This window comes from Streptomyces sp. NPDC005483 (assembly GCF_040606035.1).
Lineage (GTDB): Bacteria > Actinomycetota > Actinomycetes > Streptomycetales > Streptomycetaceae > Streptomyces.
In genome coordinates this window covers 461,968-480,626 of the sequence record NZ_JBEXEA010000002.1, presented here as the reverse complement: position 1 = coordinate 480,626, position 18,659 = coordinate 461,968, and the positions used below count along the sequence as shown (strand labels likewise).

The following is an 18,659-nucleotide window of genomic DNA, read 5'->3' as shown; positions in this document are numbered from 1 at the left end:
TGGCCATACACAGGCATGCGGGACATGTCAGGACCGGGAGGCCGGACGATGGACGAGGCACGGGCGCGGGACGTACTGGCCGCGGCGGGATTGCCGCCGGGGTCGGCGCAGCTTCTCGCCCTCGGCGAGAACGCCGTGTTCGCCGCCGGTGACCTGGTCGTCAAGGTGGGGCGCGACGCCGAGCTCCTCGACCGGGCACGCCGCGAACTGGACGTCGCGGTGTGGCTGGCGGAGGCGGGCGTGCCGGCGGTACGGGCGGCCGAGCCGAAGGCACGGTTGGTCGAGGGACATCCGGTGACGTGGTGGCACCGGCTCCCCGCCGCGGCACGGCCCGCCGAGCCGCGGGATTTGGCCGAACTGCTGCGGGTGGTGCACGCGCTGCCCTCGCCGCCCTTCGCCCTGCCCGCCCGGGAGCTGCTGGGGGGCGTGGAGCGGTGGCTGCGGCTTGCGGGCGACGCCATCGACTCCGCTGACGCGGCGTATCTGCGCGAGCGGCGGGACGGTTTCGCGGCGGCCGCGGCCGCGGTGACGCCTCATCTGGAGCCGGGGCCGATTCATGGGGACGCACTCCCCCGCAATGTTCATGTGGGGCCGGACGGGCCGGTTCTCGTCGATCTGGAGACGTTCTCGTCGGATCTGCGGGAGCACGATCTGGTGGTCATGGCTCTGTCCCGGGACCGGTACGGGGTGTCTGCGGAGACCTACGACTCGTTCACCGCCGCGTACGGGTGGGACGTGCGGGAGTGGGAGGGGTGTTCGGTGCTGCGGGGGGCTCGGGAGACGGCCAGTTGTGCGTGGGTCGCGCAGCATGCGCCGTCGAACCCGAAGGCGTTGGCGGAGTTCGAGCGGCGGGTCGCCTCGCTGCGGGACGGCGATGAGACGGTGCGGTGGTATCCGTTCTGAGTGGTGGGTGGGTGCGGGACTGTTGCGGCTGGTCGCGCAGTTCCCCGTGCCCCTGAGTCAGTCACCTGGTCCTTGGATTGTTCGTGCCGCGCGCCTCAGTTCCGCAAGTACCACGCGGACCGCGCTCCTGGCCGTGCGCTCCGGGCGGTAGAGCGCGTCGATGTGGCGTCTTGCCCGGACGCCGCTCAGCGGTCTCAGTACCAGCGCCGGATGCCGGCGCATCGTCCAGCGGGGCATCAGCGCCAGGCCTCCCCCCGCCGCCACCGCCTCCGCGGCGACCGCGAACTCGTTGATGCGGTGGGCCAGGCGGAGGCGGTGGCCTGCTGCCGCCGCGATCGCCTCGATGGTGGCCATGACCGGGAACCCGTCGTGAACGGTGATCCAGGGTTCGTCGGCGACGTCCGCCGGAGTCACCCGCCGTCGGGCCGCCAAGGGATGGTCGGCGGGCATGGCCACGTCCAGTGGTTCACGCAGGAGCGTGGTGGCCGTCACCGTCGGCGGCCAGGCAGGGGCGTGGTCGAGGCGGTGGGCCAGGACGATGTCGTACTCGCGGGTGAGGCGGGGGAAGTCCTCCTGCGGGACGTCCTCGTCGGCCAGCCTCGGCACGGGGGCGCCGGGATCGGCGAGGGCCCGCAGCAGCAGGGGGAAGAAGGCGGCGCCCGCGCTGTGGAAGGCCGCTACCGAGACCTCGCCCTCCGGCCGGTCCACGAACTCCTCGACCGCGTGCCGCGCACGGGCCAGCGCCGTCTCCACCTCGATGGCGGCGCCCGCCAGCGCCTGCCCGGCGTCCGTGAGCACCAGCCGTCTGCCGTCGCGCTCGGTCAGCGGCACCTTCACCGAACGCTGCAGCAGTCTCAGCTGCTGCGAGATCGCCGACGGAGTCACCAGGAGCGCCTCCGCGACCGCGGTGACGCTGCCCAGTTCGCCGAGTTCCCGCAGGATCCGCAGCTGTCGTTCGTCCACCATGACAGTGTAGGAGTACTAAAAGATCGTTTAAGGAAGTGGTCCTGGGCTTCAGAGTCGGCCGGGTGCAAGGTGGGCGGGTGTCCGACGCCCGCCGTACCGACGTGGTACTCCTGCTGGTCGCGATCGTCTGGGGTTCGAGTTATCTCTCCGCCCAGACCGCGACGTCCGCCCTGCCTGTCCTGCTGGTGCTCTTCGCCCGGTACGCCCTGTCCGCGTTCGCCTGTCTGGGAGTCGTCGTCCGCCCCGGGCGGGGGCCGCGCCGGTGGACCCGCGAGGAGCTCCGGGCGGGGGTGCCCCTGGGCCTCACCCAGGCCGCCGTCCTGGTCGTCGAGACCTACGGCGTCGCCCACACCAGCGCCGCCAACGCGGGGCTCATCATCAGCCTGACCATCGTCCTCACCCCCCTCCTCGACCGCACCGGTCACCGGGCCGGTCTGCCACCCGTGTTCTACGCCGCGGCCGGTGTGTGCGTCCTGGCCGTCGGACTCCTCATGGCGGGCAACGGCTTCCACGCGCCCCGCCTCGGCGACCTGCTGATGCTCGGAGCCGCCGTCGTACGGGCCGGCCATGTCGCACTCGTCGGCCGCCTCACCGCGGGCCGGGCGATACGGCCGCTGCACCTCACGACCGTGCAGACCCTCGTCGGCACGGTCCTGTTCCTTCCCCTGGCCGCGCGCGACCTTCCGACCCTGGCCCACGCGGGCTCGGCAACCTGGACGCAGCTGCTCTATCTCGCCCTGTTCTGCAGTGTGTTCGCCTTTCTCGCGCAGACCTGGGCGGTGCAGCGCACCTCGGCCAGCCGGGCCAGTCTGCTGCTGGGCACCGAGCCGATCTGGGCCGCGGCGGCCGGAGTGACCCTGGGCGGCGACCACTTCACCGCACTGACCGGGCTCGGGGCGGTCATGATGATCACCGGCACCTACTGGGGGCAGTCCGTGGAACGCGCCCACCGCGCGGGTTCTCGTCCCCGCCCCGAAGTTCCCCCCGTCGAAGAGGACCCACGATGCCCGGCGACGACGCCTACGACACCTACGACCGTCTGATCTCTCTGCTCGACACCTCCTCCGTCGACTACGAGCTCGTCGACCACGAACCCGAGGGCACCACCGAGGCCGTGTGCGCGCTGCGCGGGCATCCTGCCTCCGAGGCCGCGAAGTGCATCGTGCTGCGAGTCAAGGTGGACCGCAGGACCACCCGGCATGTCCTCTCGGTCGTCCCCGGGGACCGGCGCGTGGACCTGGACGCGATCCGGGCGCTGTTCGCCGCGCGCTATGTGGGGTTCAGCGACGCGGAGACCGCCGAGCGGCTGGCCCGCGCGATCCCCGGGACGGTCCTGCCGTTCAGCTTCGACCCCGAACTGGAGGTCGTCGCCGATCCGGATGTCGTGAAGCAGCCCCGGCTGTACTTCAACGCCGCCCGGCTGGACCGGTCGCTGTGCATGGCGGGGGCCGACTACGAGCGGGTGGCGAAGCCCCGGGTGGAGCCCGTCGCGAGCCCTCCGCTCTCGGATTCGCTGCCGGGGTGAGGCCTTCTCCCTCTCACACCGTCTCGTCCGCCGGCTCGCGCAGCGGCCAGGTGCCGTCGACCACCGCTGTCGCGTCGCCCTTGCGGCGCAGGAAGTCCTGGAAGTCCGCCGCCCACTCCGCGTACCACTCGATCTGACGGCGGTGCAGGTCCGCCGGGCCGAGGGCCGCGACCTTGGGGTGGCGCGCGGCTATCGCGCAGGCCAGCCGGGCCGCGGCGAGGGCGTCGGCCCCGGCGTCGTGGGCGGCGTCGAGCGGGACGCCGTACTCCGTGCAGACCGCTTCGAGGTTGCGCTTGCCGCGGCGGTAGCGGTCCACCGAGCGGTCGATGGTGTACGGGTCGATGACCGGGGCCGGGTCGAGGCCGCCAAGGCGCTCGCGCAGGGACGGCAGGCCGTACCGGCGCAGTTCGGCGGAGAGCAGGCTCAGGTCGAAGGCGGCGTTGTAGGCGACCACCGGGACGCCCGTCTTCCAGTAGGTCACGAGGACGTCCGCGATGGCGTCGGCGACCTGGTCGGCGGGGCGGCCCTCCGCGGCCGCCCGCTCGTTGCTGATGCCGTGCACCGCCACGGCGTCCGCCGGGATCTCCATGCCAGGGTCCGCCAGCCACTCCCGGCGCCCCAGGGCCTGACCGTCCCTGACCTCGATCACGGCTCCCGTGACGATGCGCGCCTCGCGCGGATCGGTGCCGGTGGTTTCCAGGTCGAAGCCGATCAGCAGCTCTCGGTGCCAGCCCATGGGCGGTCCCCCTTCTTGGTGGTGCTTTCCCCCAGTGGTCTCCACCTTCCCATGCGCCACTGACAATCAGAGGCGCGCGTTCCGCTTGGCGCCCTGCGCGAGGGGACGTTCAGGACACCGGTCGCGAATCCGCCCAGTTCGTCTCGAACTCCTCGCGGTAAGTGGGGAAGAGGCCGCTGTCGTCCACGTCGCCCGCCTTGACCACCCGGTTGCCGTTGCGCAGCACGAGGACCGGTGCCTCCATGCCCCGCGACCTGCGCAGATAGGACTGCACGACCGCGATGCCGTCCGAACCGTCGCCGTCCACGAGGTAGGCCGTGAAGCGCGGGGTGTCGTCGTAGACCTGGATCTCGAAGGCGCCCGGGTCGCGCAGTCTCGACCGCACCCGGCGCATGTGCAGGATGTTCATCTCGACGGCCCGGCTCAACTCACCGCGCTTCATGCCGAGTTCCCGCTCCCGCCGCTTGACGGCGCTGGAGGCCGGGTTGAGGAACAGCAGCCGCACCCGGCAGCCTGCCTCGGCCAGGCGCACCAGACGGCGGCCGGAGAAGTTCTGCACGAGGAGGTTGAGGCCGATACCGACGGCGTCGAGGCGGCGGGCGCCGCCGAAGATGTCCTCGGCGGGGAACTGGCGCAGCAGCCGCACCCGGTCGGGGTGCACGGCGACCACGTCGGCGTACCGGTCGCCGACCAGGTCCTCGACCGCGTCGACGGGCAGCCTGCGGGCGGACGGCACGTCGCCGCCGGCGCCGAGTATCTCGAGGAGCTTGGCGGAGGCGCGCTCGGCCTGGCCGAGGACGGCCTCCGACAGAGCCCGGTTGCGGGAGACGACGTTGCGGGTGACTTCCAGCTCGTCCAAGGCCAGTTCGACGTCCCGGCGCTCGTCGAAGTAGGGCTCGAAGCACGGCCAGTGCTGCACCATCAACTCACGAAGCTGCGGCAGGGTGAGGAAGCTGAGAGTGTTGTCGTCGGCCGGGTCGAGCAGGTAGCCCTTGCGACGGCTGACCTCGCGTACGGCGACCGCGCGCTGGACCCACTCCTGTCCGGCGGGCCCGGCGGCGGCGACCACCCAGTCGTCGTGGCCGTGGACGGGTTCGTAGATGGGACGCAGAACAGCGGCCACGACGGCCCGCAGCCGCTGTTCGACGAGGTTCAGCCAGATGTAGGCCCGGCCCGCCCGCTGCGCGCGCGTGCGGACCTCGCGCCAGGCGTCGGCGTCCCAGTCCAGCTCCGGCCCAATCGTCGCTCCCGCGTCCATCGGCCGTGCCAGGGACACCGTGCCGGGCGGGGCGTCTGAGGAGTTCCCCTCGTGACCCTCGTCACCAGGGGGCAACTCCAGCCCTCCCGAGCCCACCCGCGCACCGCCTTCCGCTCCCCCGAGCACTCCCCTTGCCAACGATCAAGGAAGGGTACTCCGGGAGCGGTCGGCGGTGCAGCCGGATGGACAGGGTCAATCTCAACTACCGAACTCCCAGTGCCCGTTCTGCCCGGCGAGCTCGGCCGGAGTGAGCGGGTTCATGGCCGTGACGTCCCTGGGGGCGATGGAGAATCCCTGCCAGTGGACCGGCATGGGCTGCTGGTCCTCGTCGCGGGCGATGTGGTGGAAGCCGACGTTCATCCAGACCACCGGGTGGGTGAGGGTCTGGCCGTTGACCCACTTGTCGACGGACTTGCCCGCTCCGGCACCGCAGTCACCGGTGTTGTTGCTGGCGAACTGCTCGCACGGGTTGTACTCGGTGAAGTACACGTCGTGCTTGGTGAAGCTGCGGGCCGGGTACTTGGTGCTCGGGCCGGGGACGATCTCGTACGACCGCGAGTGCCAGTCCTTGTTCTTGCCGGCCGCGCTGACCATGCGCCACCAGCGGTAGCTCTTGGCGTCGCCCGCGAGTTCCTTGGTGACCGGGGTGCGGGTGGTCTTGACGGTCGCGGTCTGCTGGCCCTGGGCCGCCGCGGTGACCGTCGAGTCGTACTGCTCGACCCGGTTCTTGGAGGAGCCGTCGAGGGCGAAGTCCAGGCGCCAGAAGGCGTTGTGGCTGTGGCTGGTGGCCTGGGCGCGGGGGCCCTTGCCGATGGGCCAGCCGCGGCCGTCGCCGGCGTCGTAGTCCTCGTAGGAGAGGCTGCCGGTCGCGCCGAGGTTCATGGTGATGGTGCCGTCGTCCTGGAAGCGCCACTCGGTCATGTACTCGTACCAGCCGACCTGGTTGACCGAGTAGACGAGGAGGTCCTTGCCCTGGGCCTGGTAGACCTTGTTCGCGCTGTCGCCCTGCATGCGGTAGGCGTGGCCGCGGGAACGGGTCGTGGTGCACAGGCCGTTGACGTTCTCACGGTCCGGGTCCCAGGAGTCGGGGACCTTGACGCTCTTGATGGTGCCGCCGGGGCACTCGCCCGGGTCCAGGTTCATCAGGCCCTGTGCGAAGCCGAAGCCCGTCAGGTCGTCGTACTCGACGCTGCCGTCGTCGTAGGGGACGTGGATCTGGCCGAGCCGGGCACTGTTGAGGACCTTGATCGGCGTGGCCTCCCCCTTGGGCTGGTAGGAGATGTTCTCCAGGACGAGCCCGGCCTTGCTGTCGTAGCGCCAGCACATCCGCCAGGTCGTACCGCTGGAGAGCTTCTGCTCGATCTTGTAGGCGCTGCTGCACTCCGCGGGCGCCGCGGCGGCGGCCTTGGGCTGGGCGGCGGCGGGTCCCGCACCGGTGGTGACACCGGCGGCCAGCGCGGCCACGGACACGCCGAGGGCCGCGTGCCTGCGCGCGCGGCTGATTCTGTTGACACGCATGAAGAGATGACTCCCTTGCGGAAGGAGCAGGTGGGAAATGTGGACGGAGGGGGCGGATCAGCTCTCGAGCTTGGCGACCTTGCGGGCGCTCAGATCGATCACGAAGGCCCTGGCGTCGATCCAGGGGCCGTTCTTCACCTTCGGGAACAGCCGCACACAGCGGTGCTCGCCGCACTTGTCGAGCACGGCGGGCTGCCCGCCCGGGACGGCCCGGTACACGGCGCCGGTGAGCAGCAGCTGGTTGGCGTCGGTGAGGTCCTTGTCGGTGGCGTCCTTGTAGTCGGCCTTCAGGTCCGCGCCGAGCGGGTCGGCGATCAGCAGGCTCGCGGCCTCCGCGTACTCGGCGCTGCTCAGCGGCGGCTGGACGCCGTGCTGGGTGCCGGTCGCGACGACCTTGCCGCTGTCGAGGTCGACGGTCCTGGTGACGAGGGTGTCGTCCCGGTAGTCGTAGAACGTCACGTCCGCACGCCGGGGCGCGTTCGGGTCGTCCAGTTCGCCGACCTTGGGGTCGGCGAGGTCCACGGTGAGCCGCTCGGGGCCGCGATCGCCCTCGACGTCCTCACTGGCGTTCATCATCTGCGGGTTCACGGCAAGCTGCTCGACCCGCTTGATCTCGTCGTCGGTGAGCGGGTCGCGGCCCTTGCCCTTCTCGCCCTCGGCGGCCGGCGCCTTCTCGACGACTCCGGGCGCGACGGCCCCGTCCGCGCCCTGTCCGGCCTGCGCCGCGGACTGTCCCGAGGCTGTCTTCCCGCCCCCTGTGTCGTCCGCCCCCGCGGTACCCGGCAGGGTGATCCCGACCATCACGGCGGTCCCGGCCACCGCGATGGCCGCACCTGCCACCACCTTCCCGAGGTGGCGGTGCACTATCTTGCGCACATCTTCCCCCTACTCCCCGGGTACTCCGGGAGTACGTGTCTGCCCCAAATGGTTCGGCTCAGGACGATCCTGTGATCGCACTGTGCACTGGTCGATCGGTAAGAGGGACGTAAGTCATAGGTGGTTCCATCACTTTCGGGGACACTCGGGGCCAAGGCGCCACACCCGGCGCGGGAGAGCTGAAAGAGTCGTTTCATGCAGGTCTGGCCTGGAGAGGCGTATCCACTCGGTGCCACGTACGACGGCGCCGGTACCAACTTCGCGGTCTTCACGGAGGCCGCGGACCGAGTAGAGCTGTGTCTGCTGCACGACGACGGCTCGGAAACGGCGGTGGAACTGCGCGAGAGCGACGCGTTCGTACGGCACGCGTATCTGCCCGGCGTGATGCCCGGACAGCGTTACGGCTTCCGCGCGCACGGCCCCTACGCTCCCGAGCGGGGCCTGCGCTGCAACTCGTCGAAGCTGCTGCTCGACCCGTACGCGCGCGCGATCAGCGGTTCGATCCGCTGGGGCGAGGAGGTGTACGGCTACCACTTCGACTCGCCCGACAAGCGCAACGACCTCGACTCGGCCCCGCACACCATGACGTCGGTCGTGGTCAACCCCTACTTCGACTGGGGCGACGACCGGCGGCCGCGGATCGGGTACCACGAGACGGTGATCTACGAGGCACACGTCAAGGGCCTCACCATGCGGCACCCGGGCCTGCCCGAGGAGCTGCGCGGCACCTACGCCGCACTCGCGCACCCGGCGATCATCGAGCACCTGGTGGAGCTCGGCGTCACCACGCTGGAGCTGATGCCGGTCCACCAGTTCGTGAACGACCACCGTCTGGTCGACATGGGCCTGAACAATTACTGGGGCTACAACACCATCGGCTTCTTCGCCCCGCACAACGCGTACGCCTCCTGGGGCGACCGCGGCCAGCAGGTCCTGGAGTTCAAGTCGGCGGTCAGGGCGCTGCACGAGGCCGGGATCGAGGTCATCCTGGACGTCGTCTACAACCACACCGCCGAGGGCAACCACCTGGGCCCGACCCTGTCCTTCAAGGGGCTCGACAACCCGCAGTACTACCGTCTGACCGACGACCAGCGGTACTACATGGACACCACGGGCACCGGGAACTCCCTGCTCATGCGGTCCCCGCACGTACTCCAGCTGATCATGGACTCGCTGCGGTACTGGGTCACCGAGATGCACGTCGACGGCTTCCGTTTCGACCTCGCGGCGACCCTGGCGAGGCAGTTCCACGAGGTGGACCGGCTGTCCTCGTTCTTCGACCTGGTGCAGCAGGACCCGGTGGTCTCCCAGGTGAAGCTGATCGCCGAGCCGTGGGACGTCGGCGAGGGCGGTTACCAGGTGGGCAACTTCCCGCCGCTGTGGACCGAGTGGAACGGCAAGTACCGCGACACCGTACGGGACCTGTGGCGGGGTGAGCCGCGCGCGCTGGCGGAGTTCGCGTCCCGGCTGACCGGTTCCTCCGACCTCTACCAGGACGACGGCCGGCGCCCGCTGGCCTCCATCAACTTCGTCACCTGCCACGACGGGTTCACCCTGCACGACCTCGTCTCCTACAACGACAAGCACAACGACGCCAACGGCGAGGACAACCGCGACGGCGAGAGCCACAACCGGTCCTGGAACTGCGGGGCGGAGGGCGAGACCAACGACCCCGAGGTGCGGGAGCTGCGCGCCCGGCAGATGCGCAACTTCATCGCCACGCTGATGCTGTCCCAGGGCGTGCCGATGATCAGCCACGGCGACGAGGTCGCGCGCACCCAGCGCGGCAACAACAACGCCTACTGCCAGGACAGCGAGCTGGCCTGGGTGGCATGGCCGGAGGACGCCGGGGACGGGGCTGCGGGGGTGGGGGCCGAGTTGCTGGCCTTCACGCGCGCGATGGTGTGGCTGCGCAAGGACCATCCGGTCTTCCGGCGCCGCCGCTTCTTCCACGGGCGGCCCGTGGAGGGCACCCACGACGACCTGTCGGACATCGCCTGGTTCACTCCCCAGGGCAAGGAGATGGCCCAGCGGGACTGGGACCGGGCGCAGGCCTCGGCGCTGACGGTCTTCCTCAACGGCAACGCGATCTCCGAGCCCGGCCCCCGCGGGGAACGGATCACCGACGACTCGTTCCTGCTGATGTTCAACGCCTCGCCCAAGGCGCTGGACTTCGTGGTGCCGGTCAACCACGGCCGGCAGTGGGAGGTCGTGGTCGACACCGGCCGCCCTGACGGGGTACCTCCGGGCGCGGGGGCGAAGGTGCAGGCCGGGGACCGGCTGACGCTGGTGGACCGCAGCATGGCGGTGTTGCAACGGCCTGTCTAGCATTGTCGGCATTGTCGGCATTGTCGGTGCGCCCGGGGTACGAGGCCGGGCGCATCGTCGCGTGGGGACGGGACCGTGCCGTCGTGTCCGCGGACGTCAGGACGGAACGGTATCGTCCCGACGTCCGCGTCCTATGCACATGGAGCACGCGATGACACGAAAGGCCGCAGGGCGGGTACGTAGCTCTGCATGACACCTGAGCGACGACCCGACACCTATGCGGTGCCGACGGCCACGTACCGGCTGCAGCTGCAGCCCGAGTTCCCGTTCGCGGCCGCGGCGGCGGCCGTGCCGTATCTGGCCTCGCTGGGCGTCTCGCACCTGCACCTGTCCCCCGTCCTGGAGTCCGTCCCCGGTTCCACCCACGGCTATGACGTCGTGGACCACGGGCGCGTGCGCGGGGAGCTGGGCGGCGAGGACGGGCTGCGAGCACTGTCGCGCACCGCGCGGGAGCACGGCCTCGGCCTGGTGATGGACATCGTGCCGAACCACATGGCGATGGACCCGCGCCACAACCGCGCCCTGTGGGAGGTGCTGCGGGAGGGCCCGAAGTCGCCGTACGCGCGGTGGTTCGACATCGACTGGGAGGCACAGGGCGGCCAGGTGCTGCTGCCGGTGCTGGGGCATCCGGTCGGCGAGGAGCTCGGCAACCTCACGGTGGACGGCGAGGTGCTGCGCTACTACGACCACGTGTTCCCGCTCCGCGAGGGCACCGGGGACCTCCCGTTGCCGCAGCTCCTGGACGCGCAGTGGTACCGGCCTGTGTGGTGGCGGCTGGCCCGTACGGAGCTCAACTACCGGCGTTTCTTCAGCATTTCGGAGCTGATCGGGGTGCGGGTGGAGGACCCCGAGGTGTTCGAGGCCACCCACGCCAAGATCCTCCAGCTGCTGCACGAGGGAGTGGTCGACGGGCTGCGGATCGACCACCCCGACGGCCTCGCCGACCCCGACACCTATCTGCGACGGCTCCACGAGGCGACCGGCGGGCGCTGGACGGTCGTGGAGAAGATCCTGGCGGACGGAGAGCACCTCCCGGCGGCCTGGCCCGTGGCGGGGACCACCGGGTACGACGCCCTCAGGCACATCGACGGGCTGTTCACGGACCCGGCGGGGTTCGGTGAACTCCTCGGCCAGTACCGGCGCTTCGCCGCCCCGCAGACCGACCGCGGCGGCGACTGGGCCGCGACTGTACGGCGGGCGGCGTACAAGGTGATCACGCACGAGCTGGCCGCCGAGACCGACCGGCTGACCCGGGTGGCGGCACGCGTGTGTGCCACCTCCCCGGAACCCGCGCTGCGCGACCGCGCCCCCTGGGCACTGCGCACCGCGCTCCAGGAACTGCTGGTGCGGATGGAGGTCTACCGGCCCTACGGCTCCTCGGACGCCGCCTCTGTCGTCACCGAGGAGGCCGCGGCCGAGGCCCGGCTCGCGTTCGTCGTCCCCGAGGAGGCGGGCGCGGTCGACGTCGTCCGGGACCTGGTGCTGGGGCGGGCCGGTGACGGGCCGGACCAGGTGGAGTTCCGGACCCGGTTCGCGCAGACGTCCTCGGCGCTGCGGGCCAAGTCCGTGGAGGACACGGCGTTCTACCGGTATGTGCCGCTGCTGTCGGCGACCGAGGTGGGCGGCAACCCGGGGAGCCCGGCCGTCTCGCCCGAGGAGTTCCACGCCTACGGCACGCGGGTGCAGCGCGACTGGCCGCTGACGGGAACCGTGGTGTCGACGCACGACACCAAGCGCAGTGCCGATGTGCGGGCGGCGCTGGCCGTGCTCACCGAGTGCCCGCAGTGGTGGGCGGACACGCTGGCCGAGGTGACCCGCACCGGCGACGGCGTACCGGACGCGCAGCTGGCGTGGGCGGCCTGGCAGACGGTGTTCGGGCTCGGGCCCGCGGTCCCCGAGCGGGTACGGGAGGCGCTGCTGAAGCACGTGCGCGAAGCGGGGCTGTACACGAGCTGGACGGAGCAGGAACCGGCGTACGAGGAGGCGGTTGCGGAGTTCGTCACGGCCGGGCCGTGCGGGCCGCAGGGCGAGCAGGTGGCCGCGTTGCGGAGCCGCCTCGCACCACACATCCGGGCGAACGAGCTGGGGGCGGCACTGGTGCAGCTGACGATGCCCGGGGTGCCCGACGTGTACCAGGGCACGGAGGGCGAGTACCTGGCGCTGGTGGATCCGGACAACCGGCGCCCCGTGCCGTTCCCGCCGCAGGACTCCGGCGACAAGGGCGCGCTCACGGCCGCCGCGCTGCGGCTGCGCCGACGCCGGCCGGACGTCTTCGGCGACGCGGCGACGTACACGCCGCTGGCCGCGGAGGGGCCCTCGGCGGCGCACTGCTTGGCGTTCGCGCGGTCCGGGGAGGTGGTCACCGCGGTGACCCGGCTCTCGCTGCGGCTGGCGGAGGCGGGTGGCTGGCAGGAGACGGTGCTGCCGTTGCCGCCGGGTGTCTGGCGCGACGTGGTGGTACCGGAGCGGGAGTTCTCCGGGCACGCGCGTGTGGCGGAGCTCCTGGGCGAGTCACCGGTGGCGCTGCTGGAGCGGGTGGCCGCGGACTGACCAGGTACGCGCGAAGGCGGTCACAGGCCGCTTGGCACTGGTCGGGCGCGGGCCGCACCAGCAGTGCTGCCCGGCCCGCTCCCGCGGGCGCGGGGGCACGGGCGACCCCGTCGGCACCTACGGCTCTACCGGCTGACGGTAAATGCCTCTGGACGCCCCCTGGAGGCGCCCCTGGCGTGCTTGACAGCTCAACCAGACCGTGGGGTACTGCGGATTGCGAGGCCGGTCGGACCTATCGGGGGTGAGTCTGCTGCCGGAGCTGCGCTATCCCACGGTGACCGAACTGGTCCGCTCCGCGCGGGCGTTGGCCGCACAGCGGCCCGGCGTCTGCCGGCTGAGGCAGGTGGGTGTCTCGCGCGCGGGCAGACCCCTGCAGCTGCTGTCGATCGGCCATGCCCGGCGAGCCGTTCTGGTGGTCGCGGGCGCCCACTCCAACGAACCGGCCGGCGGCCCCGCGGCCCTGGCGGTGGCCCGACGGGTGCTGGCCGAGCGCGAGTTGCGGGCGGACACGTCCTGGCACTTCCTGCTGTGCGCGGATCCCGACGGGGCGAGCCTCCATGTCACCCCGGCGCCGCACAGTCTCTTCGACTACCACCTCGGGTTCTTCCGCCCGGCCGGCGCGGAGCAGCCGGAGTGGGCACCCGCGATGCTGCCACCCGACCGGCTGCCGCCCGAGACACGTGTCCTGACCGGGGTGATCGACGAGCTGCGGCCCTACGTCCAGGTGACCCTGCACGGCACCGATCTGGGTGGCAGCTGGGTGCAGTTGACGAAGGACGTGCGGGGTATCGCCGAGCCGTTCGCCAAGTCCGCGGCGGAGTTGCACATCCCGGTGGAGACCGGTGCCTCGGACGCGGCGGGCTGGCCCGCGTCCGGACCCGGGGTGCATGTGATGCCGGCGCCGGGCGCCGGGGCGGCGTACCCGAGCATGCCGGACGACGCGCGGCGCAGCACCTGGTACCACGCGCACCGCTACGGCGGTCTGACCGCGGTGGTCGAGGTGCCGATGTGGGCGAGCGACCTGGTGGACGATCCGACGCAGCACCCGGCGCCGGCGGCGGCGATGCGGCGGCTGGCGGGCCGGCTGCTGCGTCAGTCGCAGGCCGTGGACCAGGTGCTGACGGACGCGCTGCCGCGTCTGGAGGGCGCCGGCGGGCCGCTGCTGCGGGCCGCCACCTGGGGGCTGGCGCTGGTGCCGGGGCTGGCCGCGGACTGGGTCCACACGCGGCCCGCCGACGACACGAGGGCGTACATCGGCAGCGTGGACGCGTTCTCCCGCCGGCTGCCGCTGCGGGCCGCTGCCATGCTGCTAAGGGTGCTGCGGGAGACGGACGACCGCGCGGCGCCGCGTCTCGAACGGCTCGTGGAGGCGTGGAGCGGTTCCTTCGCGGATCGTTTCGGGGCCCGCTGGGTGCCGTTGGAGCACCAGATCGAGCACCAGGCCCGCACGGTCGTGGCGGTGGCGTTGCACGCGCGCGAAGGGGTCCACTGAGCCGAGGCCGCCCCCACGCGCGTGTGCGTCACCGAGCCCGGGCCGCGCGTCAGCTCTCCAGTGCGAAGACCGCACCCGTCCGCGCCCCCATCACGCAGCCGTTCGAGAAGGTCTGCCGGTACTCGACCGGTCGGCCGTTCCACTGTCCGCGGGCCCGGGCGGTGACCGGCGCGTAGAGCATCGGGCAGTAGACGCCCGCGGGCGGAAGGGCGTCGATGTCGCCGCCGACGGAGTCGAGTTGGGCGCAGGCCTCGGCGGCACGGCCGTGCCCCTGGGGCGGGTCGCACAGCAGGAGACTGCCGCGGGTGTCGCTGGAGCGGCCGTCGCCCGTGGTCACCATGAGGTAGAGGTAGTCGCTCCCGGCGGAGGACCCGGCCGTCGCGGGGGCCGCGGCGGCGAGGAGCAGGGCGGCCGCAGCCGCCAGACCCACATGGGCCGCTCGCCGTACCGCTGTCGTTGTCGCTGTGATCGTGGACGTCATTCCCGATGCATCGGCACGGCGGCCTCGGATCCCCACCCCGGCTCACCCGAACGGGAGCACGCGGGCGCGTGCCGCGCGGCGAGTTCGAAGGCGGCGAGCACCACCCGGGACTGGTACTCGATCTGGCGCGGGACCGGGATCCAGCGCGCCCCGAAGCCGTCGCGGTAGTCGGCGCACCAGACGTCGATGAGCCGGTCCAGTTCCGGCAGCACGCCGGCCGGGTCGGCGCCCGCGCGGGTCACGAGCTGGTGCAGGAGCCCGGCGGTGCGCAGGGCGAGCCGCCGTCCGGCGATGCGCAGCGCGGCCAGGTGACCGGTGCTGAGCGGGGGCATGGGGCGGCCGCCGTCGGTGACGTCGGGGTCCCAGGCGTCGGCGAGTCCGGGGCCGACCAGTAAATAGTCCTCGACCGGGGCGAGCAGCCGCGCCGCGTCCGGGGCGGCCGAGACATACGGGCGGATCCGCGCCAGGACGTCCTCCAGGAGGCGCGCGTCGCGGCGCAGCGTGTGGCTGACGGTGCGCAGCACGGCGGCCGCGTCGGCGGGTGTGCTGCCGTCCTCGACGGCGGCCACGCCCCACATGGGCGCCTCGACGACGGCGGTCACGGTGCCGTGCCGGAGCGGGTGGTACCAGGTCGACTCGACCGCGGCCTCGGTGATGGCGGCGGCCAGGTCGCCGCGTCGGGGCGGCGGGATCCGGTAGACGGCGGGCCCGAGACACGGCCAGTAGAGGGTGTCGTACGGGCCGAACTCGCGTGGGATGCGCAGCCGGGCCGCGGTGTGGGCGACGCGCCGGGCGAGGCCGGGCAGGTCGCGGGTGAGCTCGACGAAGCCCCCGCCTACGTCGACTCCGTGCAGGGAGCACTGGAGGAAGGGCCGCAGTTCGTCCTGGAGGGCGAGGAGGGTGCGGGTCTCCGGCAGTGCGGCGGCGTCGGCGCCGTCGGGCAGCCATTCCGGCTGTTCGCCGAAGCCTGGCCGGAAGAAGTTACGGAAGTAGCCGTCGAGGGAGTACGGGCCGCGCAGCCAGCCCTCGTTGCGGCGCAGGCCGTCCGGGTCGAGGCAGAGCAGCAGGTTCCAGGTGGCGTCGGCCTCGGCGGTGAGCCGGGGGTCGGCCAGGGCGCGCTCGGCCAGTCTGAGGGCGGTGCCGCCGCCCACGGGCTCGTTGGCGTGCGGTCCGGCGACGACGAGGGCCTGGCGGCTGCCGTGGCCGACGGAGAGCAGCCACAGGGGGGTACCCGCGCGGGAGGTGCCGACGCGGCGCAGTCGGGCGTCCGCGGGATGGCGGGCGACGAGCGCTGCGGCCCGCGCGCCGAGCTCGTCGACCGTCGGGTAGCGGAGGAGGGGCGGCAGGGCACACCTCCACAATGTGGTGCCGTCGGTTCACCTGGTGTGCATGGTGTACGCACAGTCAGTCACGACTTGTGGGGTACGTCAACACCGCGCGGCGGAAAGGGTTTTGGGCCACGACCGGGCGTAAAGCCCAGGCCAGAGGTGAGGTGGGACTCAGTTCACCGCGAGCCGGAAGGCCATCCGGCCGAAGCCGACCTGATCGCCCTCGCGGACCACGGCGGCGCCGATGACCCGCCGGCCGTTGACCGTGGTGCCGTTGGTGGAGCCGAGGTCGCGCAGGACCCACATGCCGCCCTGCCGGCTGAGTTCGGCGTGGACGCGGGAGACCGTCTCGTGGGTCAGCCGCAGACCGTTCGCGGGGTCGCGGCCGATGCGCAGCGCGTGGCCGCTGCCGGGATGGGGCAGCAGCAGCTTGGGCAGGCGCTCGGCCTGCCAGGCCCTGCGCAGCCGTACGGTGAAGCCGGAGACGGCCTCGACGGTGCCGAACACCAGCCGGGAGACGCGGCTCTCCTGGGGCAGGTCCGCGGTGAGCGCGGCGAGTTCGTCGGACCGGCGCGCGATGAGGGCCAGTTCCATGCGGCGCACGAACGTGTCGTGCGACAGGCGGCCCATGGCGGCGCCGTCACGGAGCACCTTCAGCACCTTGTCGCGCTCCACGTCGGACAGCCGCGCGGGGTACGTGTTGAACTCGAAGGACGACGTCACGTTGGTGATTGTCGGGCAGTGAACCCCGGGTGTCCAGAAAACGAGACAACGGCCGCCACCCGCGCTCACCCGACGACACCTGCCGCAAAGAGGAGCATTACAAAGCGGATTGATCTCGTTTGAAGCACCATGGACGGGCTACATCACGGTGAGCAGACGAAGGGGAACCGTCCGTGCAGTTCGAGGTGTGGGCACCGCAGGCCGGCCGTGTGACGCTCCATTGCGAGGGCGCCACGCACGCGTTGGAGCGCGATCCGGAGCGCTCGGGATGGTGGTGGGGCGAGGCGGAGGCCGGGGACGGCACCCGGTACGGCTTCGCGCTGGACGACGGCCCCGTGCTGCCCGACCCGCGCTCGCGCCGTCAGCCGGACGGCCCGGACGGACTCAGCGCCGTCGTCGATCACGAGCGGTACACGTGGCGTACGCAGTCGGCGGGCCGTCCCCTGCCGGGAGCGGTCCTCTACGAGCTGCACGTGGGCACGTACACGCCCGAGGGCACCCTGGACGCGGCCGCCGCCCGGCTCGACCATCTCGTCGAACTCGGCGTCACCCACGTCGAGTTGCTGCCGCTGTGCCCCTTCCCCGGGCGGCACGGCTGGGGCTACGAGGGCGTCTCCCTGTGGGCGGTGCACGAGCCCTACGGCGGTCCCGAGGCCCTGAAGCGTTTCGTCGACCGGGCGCACGAGGTGGGCCTCGGGGTCGTCCTGGACGTGGTCCACAACCACCTGGGCCCCTCCGGCAACTACCTGCCCGTCTTCGGACCGTACTTCACGGACACCCACCACACGCCCTGGGGCTCCGCGGTCAACCTGGACGCCCCCGGTTCCGACGAGGTGCGCGCGTACCTGCTGGGCAGCGCGTTGTCCTGGCTGCGGGACTACCGGATCGACGGACTGCGCCTGGACGCCGTGCACGCGCTCGCCGACACGCGCGCGTGCCACTTCCTGGAGGAGCTGTCGACAGCCGTCGACGACCTCGCCACCGAGCTGGGGCGGCCGCTGTTCCTGATCGCCGAGTCCGACCTCAACGACCCGCGGCTCATCACAGCCCGCGCGCAAGGCGGTCTCGGGCTGCACGCGCAGTGGAACGACGACTTCCATCACGCTCTGCACACCGCGCTGACCGGCGAGTCCCAGGGCTACTACGCCGATTTCGCCCGCGCACCCCTGGCCTCGCTCGCCAAGACCCTCACCGGCGGCTACTTCCACGACGGCACCTACTCCAGCTTCCGCGGCCGCGGCCACGGGCGTCCGCTGGACCGTACGCACACGGCGGCGCACCGGCTGCTCGGCTACTCCCAGACCCACGACCAGGTCGGCAACCGCGCCCAGGGCGACCGGCTGGCGGCGTCGCTCTCCCCCGGCCTGGTGGCCTGTGCGGCAGCGCTCGTGCTGACCGCGCCCTTCACACCCATGCTGTTCATGGGTGAGGAGTGGGCGGCGGGCACGCCCTGGCAGTTCTTCACGGACCACACCGATCCCGAGCTCGCGGAGGCCGTGCGGCGGGGCAGGCGGCGGGAGTTCGCCGAGCACGGCTGGGCGGAGGAGGACGTGCCCGACCCGCAGGACCCGGCGACCCGCGACCGCTCCTGCCTCGACTGGTCCGAACTCGAACGCGAGCCGCACGCGCGCGTGCTCGCCTGGTACCGCCGGCTCCTCACGCTGCGGCACGAGCAGCCGGACCTCACCGACCCCGACCTCGCCGACACCAAGGTCGCCTACGACGCGGACCAGCGCTGGCTCGCCTTCCGCCGCGGGGACGTCCGGGTGGCCGTGAACCTCGGGAAGTCGACCGCGGCCATCCCCCTGGGCCCCCGTGAGGCCCGCGTCCTGGCGGCCTGGGAGCCGGTGGAGGCGCCGGGCGCGGACGGGGTGCTGCATGTACCCGGGGAGTCGTGCGTGGTGCTGCTGCAGGCGTGACCTCACAGGGCTCCTCCGGGTCGTCCGGCTCCTCCGGGTCGTCCGGGTGGAAAAGT

At 72.0% G+C, this 18,659-nt stretch carries 15 protein-coding genes; 7 read left to right on the top strand and 8 right to left on the bottom strand.

The window, feature by feature from the left end:
* The first annotated feature begins 48 nt into the window (after positions 1 to 48).
* A complete protein-coding gene (locus ABZT06_RS05385; protein ID WP_355735115.1) occupies positions 49 to 903 on the top strand; it encodes an aminoglycoside phosphotransferase family protein in 855 nt (284 codons plus the stop codon).
* A 57-nt stretch (positions 904 to 960) separates the two neighbouring features.
* Here the strand turns inward: ABZT06_RS05385 and ABZT06_RS05380 are convergent, their stop codons facing one another.
* A complete protein-coding gene (locus ABZT06_RS05380; protein ID WP_355735555.1) occupies positions 961 to 1,866 on the bottom strand; it encodes a LysR family transcriptional regulator in 906 nt (301 codons plus the stop codon).
* Positions 1,867 to 1,946: 80 nt separating this feature from the next.
* Here ABZT06_RS05380 and ABZT06_RS05375 point away from each other — a divergent pair, with 80 nt between their 5' ends.
* A complete protein-coding gene (locus tag ABZT06_RS05375; protein WP_355735112.1) occupies positions 1,947 to 2,912 on the top strand; it encodes a DMT family transporter in 966 nt (321 codons plus the stop codon).
* Positions 2,873 to 3,394, top strand: a complete 522-nt coding sequence (locus ABZT06_RS05370) for a YbaK/EbsC family protein (protein WP_355735109.1) — start codon at positions 2,873 to 2,875, stop codon at positions 3,392 to 3,394. Before ABZT06_RS05375 ends, ABZT06_RS05370 begins: the two co-directional genes overlap by 40 nt.
* Positions 3,395 to 3,407: 13 nt before the next feature.
* Here the strand turns inward: ABZT06_RS05370 and ABZT06_RS05365 are convergent, their stop codons facing one another.
* The 4 genes from ABZT06_RS05365 to ABZT06_RS05350 all read right to left on the bottom strand — a co-directional run bounded on the left by ABZT06_RS05365 (position 3,408) and on the right by ABZT06_RS05350 (position 7,782).
* Positions 3,408 to 4,130, bottom strand: a complete 723-nt coding sequence (locus tag ABZT06_RS05365; protein WP_355735106.1) for a 3'-5' exonuclease — start codon at positions 4,128 to 4,130, stop codon at positions 3,408 to 3,410.
* Positions 4,131 to 4,239: 109 nt separating this feature from the next.
* Entirely contained in the window at positions 4,240 to 5,514 is a 1,275-nt protein-coding gene (locus tag ABZT06_RS05360; protein WP_355735552.1) for an SAV2148 family HEPN domain-containing protein, read from the bottom strand.
* A gap of 72 nt (positions 5,515 to 5,586) precedes the next feature.
* Positions 5,587 to 6,906 (bottom strand): copper amine oxidase, encoded by a 1,320-nt coding sequence (locus ABZT06_RS05355; protein ID WP_355735103.1) that lies wholly within the window; start codon positions 6,904 to 6,906, stop codon positions 5,587 to 5,589.
* Between the two features lie 57 nt (positions 6,907 to 6,963).
* A complete protein-coding gene (locus ABZT06_RS05350) occupies positions 6,964 to 7,782 on the bottom strand; it encodes a Tat pathway signal sequence domain protein (RefSeq protein WP_355735100.1) in 819 nt (272 codons plus the stop codon).
* Positions 7,783 to 7,977: 195 nt separating this feature from the next.
* On the opposite strand from ABZT06_RS05350, the gene glgX reads away from it, so the two are divergent.
* From glgX to ABZT06_RS05335, 3 genes are all read left to right on the top strand, one after another.
* The gene (gene glgX, locus ABZT06_RS05345) at positions 7,978 to 10,110 is read left to right on the top strand and encodes a glycogen debranching protein GlgX (protein WP_355735097.1); all 2,133 of its coding nucleotides are present in this window, start codon (positions 7,978 to 7,980) and stop codon (positions 10,108 to 10,110) included.
* Between the two features lie 189 nt (positions 10,111 to 10,299).
* On the top strand, positions 10,300 to 12,660 hold the full coding sequence (treY, locus tag ABZT06_RS05340; protein ID WP_355735095.1) for a malto-oligosyltrehalose synthase: 2,361 nt from the start codon (positions 10,300 to 10,302) through the stop codon (positions 12,658 to 12,660).
* Positions 12,661 to 12,901: 241 nt separating this feature from the next.
* Positions 12,902 to 14,152: a M14 family zinc carboxypeptidase gene (locus ABZT06_RS05335; RefSeq protein ID WP_355735093.1), complete on the top strand. Its 1,251-nt coding sequence runs from the start codon at positions 12,902 to 12,904 to the stop codon at positions 14,150 to 14,152.
* A gap of 49 nt (positions 14,153 to 14,201) precedes the next feature.
* Here ABZT06_RS05335 and ABZT06_RS05330 read toward each other — a convergent pair whose 3' ends face one another.
* From ABZT06_RS05330 to ABZT06_RS05320, 3 genes are all read right to left on the bottom strand, one after another.
* Positions 14,202 to 14,633 carry an SSI family serine proteinase inhibitor gene (locus ABZT06_RS05330; protein WP_355735090.1) on the bottom strand — a complete coding sequence of 144 codons (432 nt, stop codon included), beginning with the start codon at positions 14,631 to 14,633 and terminating at the stop codon, positions 14,202 to 14,204.
* A complete protein-coding gene (locus ABZT06_RS05325; RefSeq protein WP_355735087.1) occupies positions 14,630 to 15,994 on the bottom strand; it encodes a M14 family zinc carboxypeptidase in 1,365 nt (454 codons plus the stop codon). Before ABZT06_RS05325 ends, ABZT06_RS05330 begins: the two co-directional genes overlap by 4 nt.
* A 138-nt stretch (positions 15,995 to 16,132) precedes the next feature.
* Positions 16,133 to 16,684 (bottom strand): DUF1707 and FHA domain-containing protein, encoded by a 552-nt coding sequence (locus ABZT06_RS05320; protein ID WP_355735084.1) that lies wholly within the window; start codon positions 16,682 to 16,684, stop codon positions 16,133 to 16,135.
* Between the two features lie 173 nt (positions 16,685 to 16,857).
* Here ABZT06_RS05320 and treZ point away from each other — a divergent pair, with 173 nt between their 5' ends.
* Positions 16,858 to 18,603 (top strand): malto-oligosyltrehalose trehalohydrolase, encoded by a 1,746-nt coding sequence (gene treZ, locus ABZT06_RS05315; protein WP_355735082.1) that lies wholly within the window; start codon positions 16,858 to 16,860, stop codon positions 18,601 to 18,603.
* Positions 18,604 to 18,659: the final 56 nt, after the last annotated feature.

Bases quoted from the DNA above. Each gene is read 5' to 3' on its own strand.
- ABZT06_RS05330 (WP_355735090.1), bottom strand. From the start codon at position 14,633: ATGACGTCCACGATCACAGCGACAACGACAGCGGTACGGCGAGCGGCC.
- ABZT06_RS05385 (WP_355735115.1), top strand. From the start codon at position 49: ATGGACGAGGCACGGGCGCGGGACGTACTGGCCGCGGCGGGATTGCCG.
- treY (WP_355735095.1), top strand. From the start codon at position 10,300: ATGACACCTGAGCGACGACCCGACACCTATGCGGTGCCGACGGCCACG.
- ABZT06_RS05355 (WP_355735103.1), bottom strand. From the start codon at position 6,906: ATGCGTGTCAACAGAATCAGCCGCGCGCGCAGGCACGCGGCCCTCGGC.
- glgX (WP_355735097.1), top strand. From the start codon at position 7,978: ATGCAGGTCTGGCCTGGAGAGGCGTATCCACTCGGTGCCACGTACGAC.
- ABZT06_RS05365 (WP_355735106.1), bottom strand. From the start codon at position 4,130: ATGGGCTGGCACCGAGAGCTGCTGATCGGCTTCGACCTGGAAACCACC.
- ABZT06_RS05370 (WP_355735109.1), top strand. From the start codon at position 2,873: ATGCCCGGCGACGACGCCTACGACACCTACGACCGTCTGATCTCTCTG.